This is a genomic window from Natronosalvus caseinilyticus (genome assembly GCF_017357105.1).
Taxonomy (GTDB): domain Archaea; phylum Halobacteriota; class Halobacteria; order Halobacteriales; family Natrialbaceae; genus Natronosalvus; species Natronosalvus caseinilyticus.
The window spans coordinates 2,120,688-2,138,363 of the sequence record NZ_CP071596.1; the positions used below are offsets into that span (position 1 = coordinate 2,120,688).

At 61.7% G+C, this 17,676-nt stretch carries 13 protein-coding genes; 10 read left to right on the forward strand and 3 right to left on the reverse strand.

Annotated features, from left to right (window positions below):
* Positions 1–4 precede the first annotated feature (4 nt).
* From J1N60_RS10325 to J1N60_RS10360, 8 genes are all read left to right on the forward strand, one after another.
* On the forward strand, positions 5–994 hold the full coding sequence (locus J1N60_RS10325; protein ID WP_312907180.1) for a Gfo/Idh/MocA family oxidoreductase: 990 nt from the start codon (positions 5–7) through the stop codon (positions 992–994).
* Positions 987–2,582 carry a nucleotide sugar dehydrogenase gene (locus J1N60_RS10330; protein WP_312907181.1) on the forward strand — a complete coding sequence of 532 codons (1,596 nt, stop codon included), beginning with the start codon at positions 987–989 and terminating at the stop codon, positions 2,580–2,582. The genes J1N60_RS10325 and J1N60_RS10330 overlap by 8 nt, the downstream gene beginning before the upstream one ends.
* The gene (locus J1N60_RS10335) at positions 2,579–3,895 is read left to right on the forward strand and encodes a nucleotide sugar dehydrogenase (protein ID WP_312907182.1); all 1,317 of its coding nucleotides are present in this window, start codon (positions 2,579–2,581) and stop codon (positions 3,893–3,895) included. Before J1N60_RS10330 ends, J1N60_RS10335 begins: the two co-directional genes overlap by 4 nt.
* A complete protein-coding gene (locus J1N60_RS10340) occupies positions 3,895–4,968 on the forward strand; it encodes a glycosyltransferase family 2 protein (RefSeq protein WP_312907184.1) in 1,074 nt (357 codons plus the stop codon). Before J1N60_RS10335 ends, J1N60_RS10340 begins: the two co-directional genes overlap by 1 nt.
* Positions 4,965–6,056: a hypothetical protein gene (locus tag J1N60_RS10345; RefSeq protein WP_312907186.1), complete on the forward strand. Its 1,092-nt coding sequence runs from the start codon at positions 4,965–4,967 to the stop codon at positions 6,054–6,056. The genes J1N60_RS10340 and J1N60_RS10345 overlap by 4 nt, the downstream gene beginning before the upstream one ends.
* Positions 6,053–7,117, forward strand: coding sequence for a non-hydrolyzing UDP-N-acetylglucosamine 2-epimerase (gene wecB, locus J1N60_RS10350; protein WP_312907187.1), 1,065 nt, complete (start codon positions 6,053–6,055; stop codon positions 7,115–7,117). Before J1N60_RS10345 ends, wecB begins: the two co-directional genes overlap by 4 nt.
* Complete coding sequence (locus J1N60_RS10355) at positions 7,107–8,006, forward strand: polysaccharide deacetylase family protein (protein ID WP_312907188.1); 900 nt, start codon at positions 7,107–7,109, stop codon at positions 8,004–8,006. The genes wecB and J1N60_RS10355 overlap by 11 nt, the downstream gene beginning before the upstream one ends.
* 132 nt (positions 8,007–8,138) lie before the next feature.
* The gene (locus J1N60_RS10360) at positions 8,139–8,882 is read left to right on the forward strand and encodes a class I SAM-dependent methyltransferase (protein WP_312907190.1); all 744 of its coding nucleotides are present in this window, start codon (positions 8,139–8,141) and stop codon (positions 8,880–8,882) included.
* Between the two features lie 60 nt (positions 8,883–8,942).
* Here the strand turns inward: J1N60_RS10360 and J1N60_RS10365 are convergent, their stop codons facing one another.
* Positions 8,943–10,982 (reverse strand): hypothetical protein, encoded by a 2,040-nt coding sequence (locus J1N60_RS10365; protein ID WP_312907192.1) that lies wholly within the window; start codon positions 10,980–10,982, stop codon positions 8,943–8,945.
* Between the two features lie 300 nt (positions 10,983–11,282).
* Positions 11,283–12,248: a hypothetical protein gene (locus tag J1N60_RS10370; protein WP_312907194.1), complete on the reverse strand. Its 966-nt coding sequence runs from the start codon at positions 12,246–12,248 to the stop codon at positions 11,283–11,285.
* Positions 12,249–12,586: 338 nt separating this feature from the next.
* Between J1N60_RS10370 and J1N60_RS10375 the strand changes: the two genes are divergently transcribed.
* A complete protein-coding gene (locus J1N60_RS10375; RefSeq protein ID WP_312907196.1) occupies positions 12,587–13,822 on the forward strand; it encodes a carboxylate--amine ligase in 1,236 nt (411 codons plus the stop codon).
* 241 nt (positions 13,823–14,063) lie between these two features.
* Positions 14,064–15,893: a hypothetical protein gene (locus tag J1N60_RS10380; RefSeq protein ID WP_312907198.1), complete on the forward strand. Its 1,830-nt coding sequence runs from the start codon at positions 14,064–14,066 to the stop codon at positions 15,891–15,893.
* 71 nt (positions 15,894–15,964) lie between these two features.
* Here J1N60_RS10380 and J1N60_RS10385 read toward each other — a convergent pair whose 3' ends face one another.
* A complete protein-coding gene (locus tag J1N60_RS10385; RefSeq protein ID WP_312907200.1) occupies positions 15,965–17,524 on the reverse strand; it encodes a glycosyl hydrolase family 28-related protein in 1,560 nt (519 codons plus the stop codon).
* Between the last annotated feature and the right edge of the window lie 152 nt (positions 17,525–17,676).

Below are 17,676 nucleotides of genomic sequence, written 5' to 3' on the forward strand. Positions count from 1 at the left end.
GCGTATGCAACCTGAACGACGGATAGACGTCGGCGTAATCGGCGTCGGCTCGATGGGGAAACAGCACGCGCGCGTCTACGCGGGACTGTCAGAGGTGAATCTGGTCGGCGTCTTCGACGTCGACGGCGAACGCGCCGCTCGCGTCGCCGACGAACACGGCGCGACCGCGATGGACCTGGAGTCGTTGCTCGCATCAGTTGACGCCGTTTCCATCGCCGTCCCGACCGTGCATCACTACGACGTCGCCGTGCAGTGTCTGGAGGCGGGCGTCGCGATGCTCGTCGAGAAACCCCTCGTCACGAATCTCGAGGAGGGGCGACGGCTCCGTTCGAGAGCGAACCGCGCCGACGTGCCAGTACAGGTCGGTCACGTCGAGCGGTTCAACCCGGCTGTGGTGACGCTCCGCAAAATCGTCGAGGATCTCTCGATCATCAGTATACACGCAGAACGGCTCGGACCGCCGCCGAACCGACGAATCGACGACAGCGCCGTCCTCGACCTGATGATTCACGACGTCGACGTCGTGCTCTCGTTGCTCGACGAGTCGCCGACGAGCGTCAAGAGCACCGGCGTAAACGACAATCGCCACGCGTCAGCGCTGCTCGAGTTCGACTCCGGGATCATGGCGTCGCTCACCGCCAGCCGACTCACCCAGCGAAAAGTGCGTCGACTCACCGTGACCGCCAGGGAGTGTCTCGTCGAACTCGATTACATCGCCCAGTCGATCGCGATTCACCGCAACTCGGTCCCCAAGTACGCCGAACGCGACGGCACCGTTCGATTCCAGCACGAGAGCGTCGTCGAACGACCGCACGTGCCGAACGAGGAACCGCTGCGGAACGAACTCGAGGCGTTCGTCGAGGCCGTCGCGTCGAACGAGACGCCGGCCGTGACCATCGACGACGGACTGGCTGCGCTCGAGTTGACTCACCAAATCGAAGCCCAGGCCATGGGCGACCGATCTGACCTCGGAGTGAGGGTGGCAGATGACTGATCGACGACCGGTCGACGAGGCCGACGGACTCGAGGTCGCCGATACTGACAGATCTGAGGCCATCGATACCGACGGCGGGTCGGTCGATGGGGCCGACGGACTCGAGGTCACCGAGGCCGACGGCGGAACGGTCGACCGTGCAGACGACCGAGACTCGTCGACGGAATCCACAGCGGCCAGCACCCGACCGTACGGAACCGGCCGCTCGAGCGAACGACTGCGTCGCGCGTTCGTCTCGGGGTCGATCCCCGTCGCCGTCTACGGACTCGGAAAGATGGGACTCCCCCTCGCTGCAGTGTTCGCCGAGACGACCGGCACCGTCCTCGGGGTCGATATCGACCCCGACGTCGTGGCGACGATTCAGGCCGGAGACTGTCACGTCAAACGGGAACCCGGCCTGGACGAGTTGGTCGCCGAACGAGTGTCTGCCGGTGCGCTCGAGGCGACGACGAACCCTCGCGAGGCTGCGAGGCGATGCTCGGTACACGTCGTCATCGTGCCGACGCCCATCACGGACGAGCGAGCGCCCGACCTCTCGATCCTCGACGCCGCGATCGAGGCGATCGGAACCGGACTGGACCCGGGCGACCTGGTACTCGTCGAGTGTACCGTTCCACCCCGGACGACCAGCGATCGGGTGCTTCCGGCGCTCGAGGCGGCGTCGGGACTCTCCCGCGGGACGTTCGGCGTGGCCTTTTGTCCCGAACGGACGTCGTCGGGACGGGCGCTCGAGGACATCCGCGGCGCGTACCCGAAGGTCGTCGGCGGCGTCGACGCGGAGAGCACCGCGTCCGCGCGAGCGATCTACGAGACCATCAACGACGAGGGCGTGATTGCGGTCTCCGACGCGACCACCGCCGAGTGCGTCAAGGTCTTCGAGGGACTGTACCGAGACGTCAACATCGCGCTCGCGAACGAACTCGCGACGTTCACCGACGAGTTCGGAATCGACATCCGCGAGGCGATCGACGTCGCGAACACCCAGCCCTACTGTGACATTCACGAACCGGGACCCGGCGTCGGTGGCCACTGCATCCCGTTCTACCCGTACTTCGTGATCGACCCCTTCGAGACCGAGGCTCCGCTGCTCGAGACCGCTCGAGCGGTCAACGACTCGATGCCGGCGTTCACGGTCGAAAAACTGCGCGACGGCCTCGAGGCCGAGGGTACGGCGCTGTCGGACGCGACGGTACTGGTGCTCGGACTGACGTACAGGCCGGGTGTCGAAGAGACCAGGGCCTCGCCGTCGATCGATATCGCCGCCGAACTCTCCGCGGCCGGTGCGACGGTCTACGGCGTCGATCCGATGCTCGAATCGGACGACCTCGAGGCGTTCGATCTAGAAGGGGTGGCGCTCGAGGCGGCGTACGACCTCCCGATCGACGGCGTGATTCTCGTCACACCGCACGAGGAGTTCGAGGAGATTCGGTGGGCTGACCTGGGAACGGACCGTGAAAACGAACTCAGTGATCGTAGAGACCACCGTCCGGTCGTCGTCGACGGTCGCGGAACCGTCGCTGGCCCGATCGATTCGCGGGTATACGAAATCGGTGGCGGGGTTCGCGAGGAGCGGGGGTGGGATTCGTGAGCAATACCGCGAACGCGAGCACTGCTTTCACTCCATCTGCCAACCGGATCTGCGTCGTCGGACTCGGCTACGTCGGACTCCCGCTCGCGTGCGAGTTCGATAGCGTCGGCTACGACGTCCGCGGCTACGACGTCGATACGGACAAGATTCGAACGCTCGAGCGCGGAATCGATCCGACGGGTGATGTCAGCGATCGATCAATCGCCGAGAGTTCGATACAGTTTACGGCCGACCCGAGCGTGATATCGACGGCCGATTACGTCGTCGTGGCGGTGCCGACCCCGGTCGACGAACTCGAAAAACCGGACCTCAGCCTGGTCGAACGGGCGGGAGAGACTGTCGGTGAATACCTTACCGCGGGGACGACCGTCGTCCTCGAGTCGACGGTGTATCCGGGGGCGACTCGCGAGCTATTCGTTCCGGCACTCGAGCGGGGCTCGAACATGACGGCGGGCGAGGATTTCGGCGTCGGCTATTCGCCCGAACGAATCGTCCCGGGCGACGACGACCACGGTCTGCGCAACGTCGTCAAAATCGTGAGCGGGCTGACCGAGCGATCGCGTGCGAGTCTCGTCGACCTCTACGGTTCGATCGTCGACGCGGGCGTCCACGAGGCGCCGACGATCGAAACCGCAGAAGCCGCGAAGTGCGTCGAGAATACGCAGCGCGACCTCAACATCGCGCTGGTAAACGAACTCGCGGTAGCGTGTACGCACCTGGGGATCGACACGCAGGCCGTGCTCGACGCGGCGAAGACGAAGTGGAACTTTCACGACTATCGACCCGGCCTCGTCGGCGGCCACTGTATCCCGGTCGATCCGTTCTACCTCGCCTACGAGAGCGAACGTAACGGGTTCAAACTCGAACTCGTTCGAACCGCGCGCGCGATCAACGACTACGTTCCAACCCACGTCGGAGAAATGACTGTAAAGACCCTGAACGACGCCGAGAACGTACTCAAGCACAGCACCGTTTTGATCCTCGGACTGACGTACAAGCCGAACGTGGCGGATCTCAGATCGTCGATCGGCGGCGTGATCGACTATCTCCGCGAGTACGGCGTCTCCGTTGTCGGGTACGACCCGCACGCAGCCGACGCCGAGATCCGAGAGCGGTTCGGTATCGACGCCGTTCCCGAACCGTCCGGGGAGGGGATCGATGCCGTCGTGATCGGAACACCCCACGATATCTTCGACGAACTCAATGTCGACGGGTTACTCGACGAGATGAACGAGAATCCCGTCCTCGTCGACGTCGACGGAGAATTCGAGGACCGGGTGAGCGAGCACGATTGTCGCTACTGGAGGTTGTAATGTACCGAGACCACTCTGTCGCCGCCGTCGTTCCGGCCTACAACGAGGAACGGTTCATCGGCGACGTCATCAGAAAGATGCCCTCGTTCGTCGACCGACTGTACGTCGTGAACGACTGCTCCACGGATGGCACGTGGGAGGCAATTCTCGAGGCAGCGCGGTCGGACGCTCGCCGTCAGATCAACAGAGAGGGGGCGGTGACAGATCGGGTCGAACGAATTCGACCCGATGGTGGAGAGAACCCCGCGCTCGCAGCGAGAGCAACTGTTCACGAGCCGATCGGCCGCGTCGTCCCGATCGATCATCGCGAGAACCGCGGTGCCGGCGGCGCGATCAAGACCGGCTATCTAGCGGCGCGGGCCGGACGACTCGACATTGTCGTCACCGTCGACGGCGACGGCCAGATGGATCTCGAGGTGATGCCCAAGCTCCTCGACCCGATCGTCGACGGAGTCGCAGACTACGCGAAGGGGAATCGACTGCTCGCTCCCGACCACCAGCGATCGATGCCGCGGTTCCGACTGTGCGGCAACGCGCTCCTCTCGCTGCTGACGAAAATTGCTTCGGGATACTGGAAGCTGAGCGATCCCCAGAACGGCTATACCGCAATCTCGAGGGACGCACTGGAGGCGGTCGACCTCGAGTCGATGTACGAGTACTACGGCTACTGCAACGACCTCCTCGTGAAGCTGAACGCCAGAAGCACCCGTGTCGCCGACGTTTCGATTCCTGCGGTCTACGGCGACGAGCAGTCGAGCATCGTCTACTCGACGTACGTCCGGAACGTCTCGGGAATGCTCCTTCGGAACTTCCTCTGGCGGCTCGAAACTCGGTATCTCCGGTTCGATTTCCACCCGGTCGTCCTGTTCTACCTCTTCGGGGCGGGCGCGTCCGCGCTCGGGTCGCTCGGCGTGCTCTGGTCGTTCATCTCCCGCGGTCGATCCGGAGAATCGCTGTTCGTTCGCGTCCTCGCGAGCACCCAGCTGTTTCTCATCGGCTGGCTGTTCCTGCTGTTCGCGATGGTGTTCGACATGCAGGAAAACGAAGACCGTGAGGTGGTGATCCACGAATGACGGCGACCGTCCTGTTCGACGTCGGCCATCCGGCACAGGTTCACCTGTTCAAACACGCTATTCGAGAACTCGAGGACCTCGGCCACGAAACGCACGTGTTTTCCCGGGAGAAGGACCTCACGGTCACGCTCCTCGACCGGTACGGGATCGACCACACTCCGCTCTCGCGGAAGCGATCGAACGTGGCCGGACTGTTTCTCGAACTCCTCGAGCGCGAGATCAGAACCCTCCGCGCCACGCGGCGAATCGATCCGGACGTGGTCGTCAGTTCACCGATCCCGCCGGCCGCCCACGCTGCTCGACTGAACGGGACGCCGATGATCCTCTTCGACGACAGCGAGGTCGCCACGTTGCAAGCGCGGTTGACCCATCCGTTCGCGACCAAGATCTGTACACCGGAGAACTACGGTCGCGACCTCGGCGCGAAACAGGAGCGGTACGCGGGGTACCACGAACTCGCGTACCTCCATCCGAATCGATTCGACCCCGATCCCGATCGACTCAGGGCCGTCGGCGTCGACCCCCACGAGTGGTATTCGGTCTGTCGGTTCGTGTCCTGGAGCGCTGGCCATGACACCGGTAATCGCGGGTTCTCACGCGAGGGGAAATGCGAATTGCTTTCCCTCCTCTCCGAGAAGGGACGAGCGTACGTCACCAGTGAGGATCCGCTACCGCCGGAGTTCGAGCCTTATCGTCTCCCGGTCCCGCCGGAGTTGATTCACGACCTGCTTTACTACGCCGACCTCTATATAGGTGATTCCCAGACGATGGCGACGGAGGCGGCCATCCTGGGGACGCCGGCGATCCGATCGAACTCCTTCGTCGGCGCCGGCGACATGAGCAACTTCGTGGAACTCGAGTCCACGTACGGCCTCCTCTACTCTTTATCCGACGAACGGGAGATGCTGGCGCTCGCTCGCGAGCTCTCGACCGACCCCGACGCCAAGGCGCGCTGGAGGCAAAAGCGACGGCGACTCCTCGACGACAAGATCGACGTTACTGCCTATCTCCTCGATACCATCCTCGAGGCGGTGGGTGAACCGCGTCGGAAACCTGAGATCGACCTCGAGACGGAGGCTGGTCGATGAAGGTACTCACCGTCGTCGGCGCTCGTCCACAGTTCGTGAAGGCGTCGGCCGTTTCGCGTGCGCTGAACGCGGCGGGCCACGACGAGCAACTCGTCCATACCGGTCAACACTACGACGCCGAACTCTCGGATGTCTTCTTCGAAGAACTCGAGATTCCCGACCCCGCCTACGAACTTGGAGTCGGTTCGGCGTCTCACGGCGCGCAGACGGCCGCGATGATCGACGGCCTCGAACCGGTCGTCGCCGAGGTCGGGCCGGACGTAATCGTCCTCTACGGTGACACGAACTCGACGCTCGCCGGGGCAATCGTCGGTTCGAAGGTCGACGCGACGGTCGCTCACGTCGAGGCCGGTCTGCGGAGTTTCACCGACATGCCCGAGGAGGTGAACCGACGACTGACGGATCACGCGGCAGACCTGCTGTTCGCACCGACGGCGAGAGCGGTTGCAAACCTCGCCGCCGAAGGCCTCGAGGAGGGCGTCTATCGGAGCGGCGACGTGATGTACGACGTGCTCTTGCGGGTCGTCGACCGCTCTACTGAGCGTTCGAGAATCCTCGAGCGACTCGAGATGACGCCTGGAAACTACGTCCTGGCGACCGTCCACCGCGAGCGAAACACGGACGATCCGTCCCGACTGCGATCGATCGTCCACGCCCTCTCGACGTCGCCGATTCCGGTCATATTCCCGGCACACCCTCGAACGATCGACCGATTCGAGCGCAACGATCTCCTCGAACGAGCGAGACGCGACCTGCACCTCACCGAACCGATTGGGTACCTCGACTTCGTTCGGTTACTCGACGCAGCCGACCGCGTGGTGACCGACTCGGGCGGGGTCCAGAAGGAGGCGTTCTTCCTCGATACTCCCTGTGTCACGCTCCGGGACGAGACGGAGTGGGGCGAGACGGTCGAGTGCGGCTGGAACGAACTCGTCGGCACGGATCGACGAGCGATTGAACGAGCTCTGGAACGAGAATGGCAGCTCGAGGACAAGCCGTCGCCATATGGCGACGGGCGGGCGGCCGAATCCATCGTTGAGGTGCTCGAGCGTGATCGATGACCATCCGTTCGCCGTCTGTCTCACGCACGACGTCGACCGTCCGTACAAGACGTACCAGGCGCCGTACTATGCCATAGTGAATCGAGATCCGTCACAACTGCGGTCCCTGTTCTCGAGGGAGCGGCCGTACTGGCAGTTCGAGGAGATCATGGCCCTTGAGGACGATCTTGGCGTCAGGTCGACGTTCTTCTTTCTGAACGAGCAGAACCTGTTCCGCGATAAATCGCCATGGGAGTGGCTGCGACCGGCGAACTGGAAACACTTTGTGGGTCGATACGAGATCATGGATCCGGCGATCGTCGACGTCATTCGTGACCTATACGCTGGCGGGTGGGAAGTCGGATTGCACGGTTCATACGAGTCTCCCGACGACCCGGCACGGTTGAGAGAGGAGAAATCACAACTGGAACGGATTCTCGGTCACGAGATTGTCGGCGGAAGACAGCACTATCTCCGACTAACCCGACCGGACACGTGGGAGATTCACCGTGAACTCGGGTTACGGTACGACGCCAGTCTCGGTTCGACGGACGAAGTCGGCTTTCGCCACGGGTACGGTCTTCTGCGACCGTTCGACGACGAGTTCGCGGTCTTCCCGCTCACCGCGATGGAGGTCGCGCTTTTGGGGCCGGAAACGGACCTCGAGTCGGCCCGGGAACGTGGCTATGACCTGCTCCGTGAGGCCGAGCGAAACGCCGCCGTCGCCACGTTACTGTGGCACCCGCGATTTTTCAACGAGGATGAATTCGGCGGGTATCGCCAGTTGTATGTCGACCTCGTCGAGTACGCCCAGGAGCGCAACGCCTGGGTCGGCCCCTGTGCGGAGTTTCTCCGGCACGTCGACGAATTGAACGAATTGGAACGAAAGCCAGTTCGAAAGCGTCCGTAGCTCTCAGTGACAATACATGAAAGAACTACAAAATATACGCTCGAGTGGAACGATTTGGGAAATTTATGAGGTTAGACGAGGTACGACTGACGAATGAATACCGATATATTCACGGACAGAAAGCGTGATGAGATGGATCGTTACAACGATAACGACGACGAGGGTAAGTGGATTGCTGACTATCTATCTACTGATGGGTACAATAACCTCATGGATGTTGGACATCAACGGCTCGTTCGCGAGACGCTGGCGAAACACCTGACATCGAACGCGTCAGTCCTGTCGATCGGAGCGGGACAAGGAGAGTGGCTCCGCGAGTCTACCAGGTACGAGCCACGACATTCCCTCGCACTGGACATCTCTGTCAACGAACTCCGACGAGGATCGAACGCGGAGAACGGGGACCGGATTGAATGGCTCTGTGGCGACGCCGAACGGTTACCCGTCCGCGACGACTCGATCGATTTCGTCCTGGCCGCGGCTGTCCTACATCACCTCCCGCAATGGAAAGACGCAATCCTGAACGAAATCTGTCGCGTCCTCAGTCCTGACGGGGTGTTCCTCTTCTTCGATCCGTTGCGATACAACCCGTTCGCCATGCTCGCACGTCGATTTCTCGAGACGCGAAAGCGAACCGAGGCCGAAGTCCCACTGAATCCGTTCACGCTTCGATCGACGCTCGAATCGTCGTTCGAGACGGTCGATCTGACCGGATTCTACGTAATCTCTCCGATCTGTACGCTCCTGGATGCGATCGCACCCGTCAATCTCGAGGGAGCGATACACGGACTCTCCGAAATCGAACGACGACTCTCGAAACGAGGGTTACTGCCAGTGACTGCAGAGGTCGTCGGGATCGCTTCCTATCCGCGGTGAGTCGTTCTCCCACCGGCGCTGGCCATGGCACCGACCGGATTCTCCGTTCTGGAGCGCCGCCTAGAGGTCGTCGACGGCGACTTCTTCGCCGTTCCACTCGAGCCAGAAGGCGGGGTCGGCGTCGGAATCGGCGTTCTCGGCCTCGAAAGTGACGATGTCACCCTCAACGACGAAGCCGTCGCCCCAGCCGTTGCCCGTCAGCCCCTCGACCTCGTAGTACCCGGTCTCGTGGTAGGTGATGGTGTCGTTGTCGTTCGCCGAAACCGAATTACCGGAGGGCGACGTCCCGAGGTCGGCGGCCGTGACAGGCCCGTTAGCGATGAATCGGTAGCGCACGCGGTCTGCCCCCGGTTCGGTCAAGATTGCGAACTCGGCCGGTTCCGGATCGGTGTCTTCGCCTCCACCGGTCAGGTCGTCGACGGTGATCTCTTCGTCGTTCCACTCGAGCCAAAAGGCGGGGTCGGCGTCGGAATCGGCGTTCTCGGCCTCGAAAGTGACGATGTCACCCTCAACGACGAAGCCGTCGCCCCAGCCGTTGCCCGTCAGCCCCTCGACCTCGTAGGTGCCGTCCTCGCGCTCGGTGATCGCGTCGTTGCTGTTTGCCGAAACCGGATTGCCGGAGGGCGACGTCCCGAAGTCGGCGGCCGTGACCAAACCGTCGGCGACGAATCGGTAGCGCACGCGGTCGGCGCCGGGTTCCGTCAGGATCGCTAGTTCGTTCTCGCCGCTGGAATCGCCTTCTGTTCCTTCTTCCTCGTCAGCGATCAGTTCGTCGACGGCGACTTCCTCGCCGTTCCACTCGAGCCAGAAGGCGGGGTCGGCGTCGGAATCGGCGTTCTCGGCCTCAAAGGTGACGATGTCGCCCTCGACGGCGAACGCGTCGCCCCAGCCGTTGCCCGTCAGCCCCTCGACCTCGTAGGTGCCGTCCTCACGCTCGGTGATCGTGTCGTTGCCGTTCGCCGAGACTGAACCGCCCGAAGGCGAGGTGCCGAGGTCTGTGGCGGCGACGGGACCGTCGGCGACGAACCGATAGCGCACGCGGTCGGCGCCGGATTCCGTCAGAATCGCCAGTTCGTTTTGGTCCCCGGTGTCGTCTGTCTCCTCCTCGTCTCCGCCGTCGCCGCTCTCCCCACCGTCGTAGTTTAGCCAGTCCTCGCGGGTCCCATTGACCAGCATCACGTGATTGTCGAAGTAAATCGTGTACGGATCGTTGTCCTGGTAGAGGTCGTACCCATGCGGACCCGCGTACTGGATCCCGTTCCCATCGGCGGACCGCCATGCGAAGTTCTCCCGCTCGTAGGCGAGTTCGTCGTTCACCCACGCGCGGAAGACGCCGTCGTTGTTCATCGATCCGCTCGAGGTATACGTATTCAGCTTCTGGTAGGTTTCGATCTTCACCCACTCGTTCATTGGCATCTGGACCCGGTTGCCAAACTCGAGGTAAGGGGTCGTGCTGTCGGTAAGTCGCGCGTCGTAGGAGTAGACGAAGAACGTGTACGTATCGGGGTGGTCGTGGTTCTCCCGACGGGTGAAGCCGAGCCGGACCGACCACCCGTCTTCGCCCGTGAATGGGGGCGGCGTGACGAAGTTTCCGCTGTCCTGGTCTCCCTCGCTCCGTAATCCGGCCCAGAAGAACCGCATCGTGTTGTTCTCCGAGAGCCACATCCCGTTGGGATGGACGTAGAACCGCTGGTACAGCTCGTCGACCTCCGTGCCGTAGTGATTGTCGAACGGGTACACCGTGTTCGCGCTCATCTGGTCGCCGTCGAGATAGTGTGCACAACTCGTCTCTCCCGTTCGGGAGGTGCTTGACGTGATGTCGGGGCTCGTCCTCGAGCGCTGGTTCCACACGTCGTAGACGTCGCCCAGGCCGTTGTACTGTGACGACGGATCGTAGTAATCGTCGTAATCGATCTCGATCAGATCCTGGTCGTGAGAATCGGCCGCGGCGGTTCCCGAACTCAGGAGTGCCCCGCCAGCGACCGCGGTGGAGCCGAGTACCTTGAGATACGTTCTGCGTTCGATGTCGTTCGTCGTTCCGTTCTCTTTGCCGCTTTCCAGTGTGCTATCGATTGCTCGTCTCGAGCGCTCACGTGCCATGCAACTTGACTAGCCAACTATGCTGACCTCAACGCTCTCATGAACATACCGGAACTTTATACGTCGGCGAGTTACTGTCAGGTTGGCTGTTGTGCCCTCGCTCGCCTTCGGAAAATGGTCCCGCCTTCTAGATGAACGAATTGGTTAGCTAGGCGTATTCAGTACCGTCAGATTCGATTCACGGATCCGGCGATCAGTTGTTCGTCTACGGACCAGAGCAAATGCTCGAGTGAGAACTCGACAGGCGGGCGTCCCGTTTTGAGAGTCTCGAGGCGCGGATCGAATGTCGCCTTCGGATGCTTAGGACCGCGTTAGCGACACGATATTCTCGGGAACGCCGCCGACGACGATGTGGTGATCGTCGAAGTACACGGTCTCACCGTTCTGGTTCGATCCCCACCAGTAGCCGTGGGGACCGGCCTCCTCGATACCCTGTCCCGGAACGGTGGTCCACCGGTAGTCGGTTCGTTCGAACGCCAGTTCGCCGTTCACCCAGACGCGGATTTCGCCGTCGGCGTTCGCCCGACCGTTCTCGACCGTATTCAGCACCTGGTGACACCGGAAATCGTTCCACTCGTTCATCCGAACGCCCGTATCGGTGACGTTCAATTCGGGGACCGGGTTAACCTGATCCATGTGGTAGACGTAGACGAAGAGCGGGTACTCGTCGGGATGATCGTGGGAGCCACGTCGGGCGTATCCCAGTCGAATGGACCATCCGTCCTTCCCGTTCGGAATATCTTCCTGGGTCGTCCCGCCCGATGAGGTCGGCCCGTTCCGGATTCCTGCCCAGAAGAACCGGAAGGTCCCCCTGTCCGCTAATGTCATCCCGTTTGGATGGAACCGGAACCGCTGGTACGTTTCCTCTACGACGTCGTCGTGATTAGCGGCAAACGAGTAGACCGTATTGGCAGTCATCTGGTTCCCCTGAAAGTGGTGTGCGAGACACCGGTCCCCGGGTCCTGGCTGATCAACCGCAATCTCCGGATCGGCTCCCGAGCGGTGATTCCACACGTGATAGACGTCTTCCAGACCGTTGTACCTCGACGAGGCATCGTAGCTCTCGCCGTAATCGATGTCGATGAACTCGAGGTCTGTCGCCTTCGGGCCGCCCGCCTCCCCTCGAACTGCGTTCGAGAACAACGCGCCCGTCGCCGTTGCCCCGAGCAGTGAGAGATACGAGCGTCGGCCGAGCGTGCCCCGTTTCGTTCGCCGCGTATCGTCACGGGGCTCGTCGCCGGAAACGTCAGATTGCTTGCCTCGCATACAAAACCGGGGAAGTAACCTCCGGTTATCAACCTTATCGTGTGAAAATCGTACATTTATCTCATAAATCAGAATCAGAATTTCTACTTCAAAAGACACTCGAGCTCGGAGAAGATACTGGCAGTCAGAAGCGGTGAACCGACCGATCTGATCTCCGGAGCGAGCCCTGGAAGAACGACGTTCGCGTATTCGGTTCGTGATCGTGACGGTATTGCTTGTTGCTACGCGGTCAATCACGCAGTCAGTGAAGCGACTCGAACGGGAAAACAGGCGTTATCGAACGTAATGATCGAGTACCACCGGTTGGCTTTTCACGGAGGGTGGTGGTTACGAAACCTATGTCTGCCGATCCGACGGTCATCCTCCTCGATGGAGATTACCCGACTGCGCTGACTGTCGCGAAGGAACTCTCCGAGGATCTCGGTGCGACGATCGTCGGCGTTGGAACGACGCGATACAGCCGATTGCTCCGGTCGAGATACTGCGACGAGAAGATCCTCGCTCCTCCGCCGGAGAACGAGGGATATGCCGACGCCCTCGAGTCGGCGGTTCGAACCCATCGCCCGGACTTCGTCTTGCCGGTCGGGTACCAATCGACGATAGCGGTCGATCGACTTCGGTCGATCCTTCCCTCCTCGGTTTCTACCTCTCTCCCCTCGAGCGAGTCACTCCGTACCGGTGCCGACAAGTCCGCCGTCCTTGACCGTGCGGCCCGTCTCGGAATCGACGTTCCGGCGGAGTACTCGAGCGTCGTCGAGCAAATCGACGCGAACGGGCGGCCGAGGGGTGCACTCGACCAACTGAACTTTCCCGTGTTTCTCAAGGCCAGACACGAATCCGGCGGTGGCGAGACGACAGCTCGGGTCGACGATCCTGCTCGCTTCTGGCGGACCTACGATCGCATTGCGGTGGTCGCACCGGGTGGGGACGTGCTCGTACAAGAGCTAATCGAGGGGACGAGGTCGACATACGGGGTCGGCGTCCTCTGTTCGGAAAACGATGTCGTGCTCAGGCTCGGTCACGAGGAACTGCGGTCCGTTCCTCGATGGGGCGGAAGTGGGACGCACCTTCGAACCTACCGAAACCCCTCCCTCGAGGCGCAAGCTACGGCCTTGCTACAGGACCTGGGATGGCACGGAATCGCGCTCGTCGAGTTCAAACGCCGTCCCAACGGTTCGTTCGTACTCATGGAGGTGAACCCGAAATTCTGGGCGTCGTACGCGCTGGCAAGCGAGCGCGGCTACCGATTCGCCTCGACGATGGTCGCGTCCGCTCTCGACCTGGACATCGACCTCCCTGTCAGGATAATCGGAACGGTTGACGAGATGGTATTTCCGCTTCGTGAACTCCAGTACTGCGTTCAGCAACCGACCCGGAACGAAATCTCAACCGCTCTCAGGACGGTACTGACCCCCGGTGCAAAGTGGAGTCTCGACTGGACCGACCCCGTCGCCTGGCTGATGCCACCTGTCGCCGCGATGGAACGGGTACCCGACGTAGAGACTCGACTCGAGGTCGCTGTCGAGTCCGTAACTGGCCGTCGATCGCGGAACGTAGGAGAGGATCGACGATGACAGGCTTCAGTGGGACATGGACCGACGATGACGGGTCTCAGCGAGTCGATCGTGGACCCTGCACTGGCCGCTCCAACGAGGACGTCAGCCGGGTCGCACGTCTCGAGCGTACTTCCATCGGTCTCGAGCGTGCCTTTATCGGGCTATTCGTCCGGAACTGGAAGCGGTTTTCGAACGTGCCTCGAGAAGAGTCCGCCAGCCTGCAATCGCTGAGAGACGACCAGAAGGGGCGTGATAATGCATGAAGACGATGTTCGACCACAGCTACCTCGTTTCGAAGGTTCTTCTGATTCCCCTCGCCGTCCTGGGCATCGCTGGCCCATACATCATCGGTCGCGTGAACCTCTCGATCCTGGGACTCTACCTGGCCCTGCCGATGACGCTGGCCGTCGTCGTACTGTGGTGCGGAGGGAAGCGTCACTACCGAGAGCCGGTTGGGTGGATCGCCGTCGACTGGCGAGTGTTCTCCATCGTTTTTCACCTCGTCGTCTCGAGCCTCGTCGTCTTGCTCGCTATTTACGACGTTCGTCCGCTCGCGTTCTTCGTCGGACTCGCCGTCCTGTACGGACTGATCATCGTGTTGATCTGGTTACCTAATCTCGGCCCCGGTCGCACGCCGGTCTGTCTGTACCACATGGTCGTCGCATTTGGGCTCACCGTGTTCAGCGTGACCCTGAAGTACGACTTCTTTTTTGGGAACACGGACTTGAACGTCCATGTCTCGCTGATCAATTCGCTCGTCGAAACCGGCGCGCCAGTATCGATGGAACTGTACGAACCGTTCCAGCTGTGGCATGTGTACGCGGCGACGACGCACCAACTGTTGGGCGGTTACCTGACGTCCCCCCGAACGGTGTACGTGCTCAGTGGGGTGCTGTTCGGAGCCGGAGTCCTCGCAGCGTACGGATTCGGACGGCGAGTCACGCTGAACGAACGAGTGGCGCTCCTGACGGCGCTGTTCACGGTATTTCATCCGTTCTACACCTTCTACGGAATGTACTCGATTCCGCGGAGCGTCACCTCCATCGTATTTCTCGCGCTCCTCGTCACCCTCTTCGGCCGGACGGCCCCCGGCATGCGCCTCGCTGGTCTGGTGTTTCTCGTTGCAATCGTCGTTTACCACCCGGTCTCTATCCCGTTCGTGTTCATCATCATGACGATCGTCTACGTGGTCGAACGAATCGTCAGGCATTCGTCTGCGGTCGGGGCCCAACCGCCGACCGTCGACTCATTCACGATGGTAACCACGGGGCTGGTGACGCTCACCTACTGGCTGTACGCGGCCGAACCCCTGGTCGAAACGATCATCGGGGCGCTGTTTAGCGCCGCGTCGGGGTCACGAACCGAGCCGCCGCCGCAAGGAGTCGTGGCTAGCCCGTGGGCAGAGGTCGCAAACTACGTCCCGTACTCGTTTTTCATCTTCTTCATGCTCCTCGGTGCACTGCTGTGGCTTCGGGACGACACGCGCGAGTGGATCGCCACCGGAGTCATCGGCATCTCCGCGCTGCTGCTCGTTCCCCTCTCCGTTCCGGGGCCCACACTCCTCCTCGAGGGCCTCGCCGGGATCAACGTCAATCGGTTCGTCCACTACACGTACATGTTCTTCGCGCTGACGGGGGCCATCGGCGCGTATCGGCTGTTCTCGCGGGGCGGGTTCAAACTCTTCGTCGTTCTCGTGCTCCTGCTATCGCTCTTCGGCTTCACCGCGGTCTCGAACGACTTCGTCGCGAGGGACAACCCCGCCGTCGAGCGTCCGTTCTACACCTACTACCTGACCGAGCAGGAACGCCAGTCGTACGAAGACATCGACGCGATGTACGACGGGCTAATCGAAACCGATAGACCGTCGTGTCGATACATGGGCGAAATGCTCGACGCGGAGTGCGTCGTGGTCGACGCCGGCGCGGAGAACGCGATGTTCGCAGAAGCAGAGAGCGTACTGTTACGAGACGGCGAACTCGAGCGCCGTCCGTTGCAGTTCACGACGTACGTCGACGACGAGATCCCGGTCGAGAACCTGGCAGAGCGTAACCGCGTGTACGATTCCGGTTCGGTCACGTTCTACCAGTAGTGCGGCTCTCTCGTCTCGAGGAGCGACAAACAGCGTCCCTTTCCCCTCGAAGCACAGACGACGTGGGTCGCTTACTCGACCGCCCAGGAGTACCAGTCACCGCTTCGATAGATCGAGAGGCGCTCCTCGTCGGAATCCGCGTCCGTCCAGGCGACGACGACGCCTTCGCGGCCGTTTTCGTTCCAGTCGCCGCCGTCTGCTGGGTTCGACGACCCGTTGTCACCGAGTCCGTTCACAACCGTTCGAACTCCCGTCGAAATGTCCCCTGGAGCGTTTTCGACGACGACGTCCGGCACGTCGATTTCCAGTCGTCCGCCCGAATCACCGGTCTCGAGGGTGACGTCCCGGACGACACCACCCCTTCCCGATTCGAAACGAATCGGGCGCACGGACTCGTATCGACCGCCGATCACGCGACAGTTCTGGGCGCCCCCGTTGAATCGTATCGGATATACGTCACCGGTGAGCGTACACAAACAATCCAGAAATGCTGTCTCGTCCCTGGCCACGGTGATCGCGTCTTCCGTGACGCTGGAGTTCTTTTCGCCAAAGAACGTGCAGTCTCGAAACGTCACCAAACCGTCGTCGCCTTCGCCGTTCTCGTTGACGACCGCGACCCGTCGATCCGCGTCCGATCCGAACCGGGAGCCGGTTATCGTCACCGACGCGCCGGAAGGCGCGACCTCGAGCACCGACCGCGACCCCTCGGCGTCGTTGTATCCGTAGCAGTTTTCGACCCAGCAGTCGCCGTCACGAAGCCAGTAGCCGCGGGCGTCGGCCAGCTCGGAATCGCGGACCCAGACCACGCTGTCGCGAACGACGCCGCCGATTCGAACGTTCGAAATGTCGTTGTCGATGGCCGTACAGTTCTCGATGACGACCGACCCGTTCGAACAGTAGAATCCGTTGTCGGCGCAGTTTCGGACCAGACTGTGCGTGATCGTTGCGACCGCGTTGTCGGTCGTCTCGACGTACACACCCACGCCTGGCCCCCCATCGACGACGCAGTCGTAGATTTGCCCGCGAGAGTCTTCCATCCCCATCAGTTCGATCATGCGCCGACCGCTCGTCGGCCGTCCCATCGTCACGAGGTGTTCGAAGATCACGTCGCCGGTCGCGTACGCGACGACGGCGGAACCCGCGACGCCGTCTTCGTCCTCCACGTTTCCGAAATCGAACTCGAAGCCGCCGATGTAGACGTTGTGTCCGCTGTACGACCGGGACGGCCCCAGCGCAAATACCTTGGAATCGTAGACGCCGACCCCCTCGAACGCCGAGGACGGTTCGATCGTCGCGTTGTAGCCGAGTAATCCGAAGTCTCGAAACGATTCGTGTTCGAATCCGGCGTCCATCCGGTACGTCCCGGGCGGAAAGAGCACCAGGAGTTCGTCGCCGCCTTCCTCGGCGATAATCTCCTCGAGAACTGACGTGACGTCGTCCTCGCCGGTTGGATCGGCCCCGTAGTCGACGACGTCAACGTGTCGCCAGTGATCAGCGATCGTCGCCTCGTCAGCGTCGGGAGCCGGTACGTTCCCCGTCTCGTCGATTTCTGCACCCTGGACGGACAGTACGTAGCCAGCGAGGGTCGGTGGAAGGCCACCGACTGCCGTCAGGTACTTCCGGCGGTTCATAATCCGCGAGACGCCACGCGGAGGGATACCAATTTCTTAGAAGCGTGTCTAGATGACCAGTTCAATTCGATATTTCGACTGAATATTCGCTACCTGTGTCGTTCTACAGCACGATTTCCGACACGGTCCGCGAGTGCAAGAAAGACGAAAGA

Bases quoted from the DNA above. Each gene is read 5' to 3' on its own strand.
- J1N60_RS10325 (WP_312907180.1), top strand. From the start codon at position 5: ATGCAACCTGAACGACGGATAGACGTCGGCGTAATCGGCGTCGGCTCG.
- J1N60_RS10330 (WP_312907181.1), top strand. From the start codon at position 987: ATGACTGATCGACGACCGGTCGACGAGGCCGACGGACTCGAGGTCGCC.
- J1N60_RS10340 (WP_312907184.1), top strand. From the start codon at position 3,895: ATGTACCGAGACCACTCTGTCGCCGCCGTCGTTCCGGCCTACAACGAG.
- J1N60_RS10345 (WP_312907186.1), top strand. From the start codon at position 4,965: ATGACGGCGACCGTCCTGTTCGACGTCGGCCATCCGGCACAGGTTCAC.
- wecB (WP_312907187.1), top strand. From the start codon at position 6,053: ATGAAGGTACTCACCGTCGTCGGCGCTCGTCCACAGTTCGTGAAGGCG.
- J1N60_RS10360 (WP_312907190.1), top strand. From the start codon at position 8,139: ATGGATCGTTACAACGATAACGACGACGAGGGTAAGTGGATTGCTGAC.
- J1N60_RS10365 (WP_312907192.1), bottom strand. From the start codon at position 10,982: ATGGCACGTGAGCGCTCGAGACGAGCAATCGATAGCACACTGGAAAGC.
- J1N60_RS10370 (WP_312907194.1), bottom strand. From the start codon at position 12,248: ATGCGAGGCAAGCAATCTGACGTTTCCGGCGACGAGCCCCGTGACGAT.
- J1N60_RS10375 (WP_312907196.1), top strand. From the start codon at position 12,587: ATGTCTGCCGATCCGACGGTCATCCTCCTCGATGGAGATTACCCGACT.
- J1N60_RS10380 (WP_312907198.1), top strand. From the start codon at position 14,064: ATGAAGACGATGTTCGACCACAGCTACCTCGTTTCGAAGGTTCTTCTG.
- J1N60_RS10385 (WP_312907200.1), bottom strand. From the start codon at position 17,524: ATGAACCGCCGGAAGTACCTGACGGCAGTCGGTGGCCTTCCACCGACC.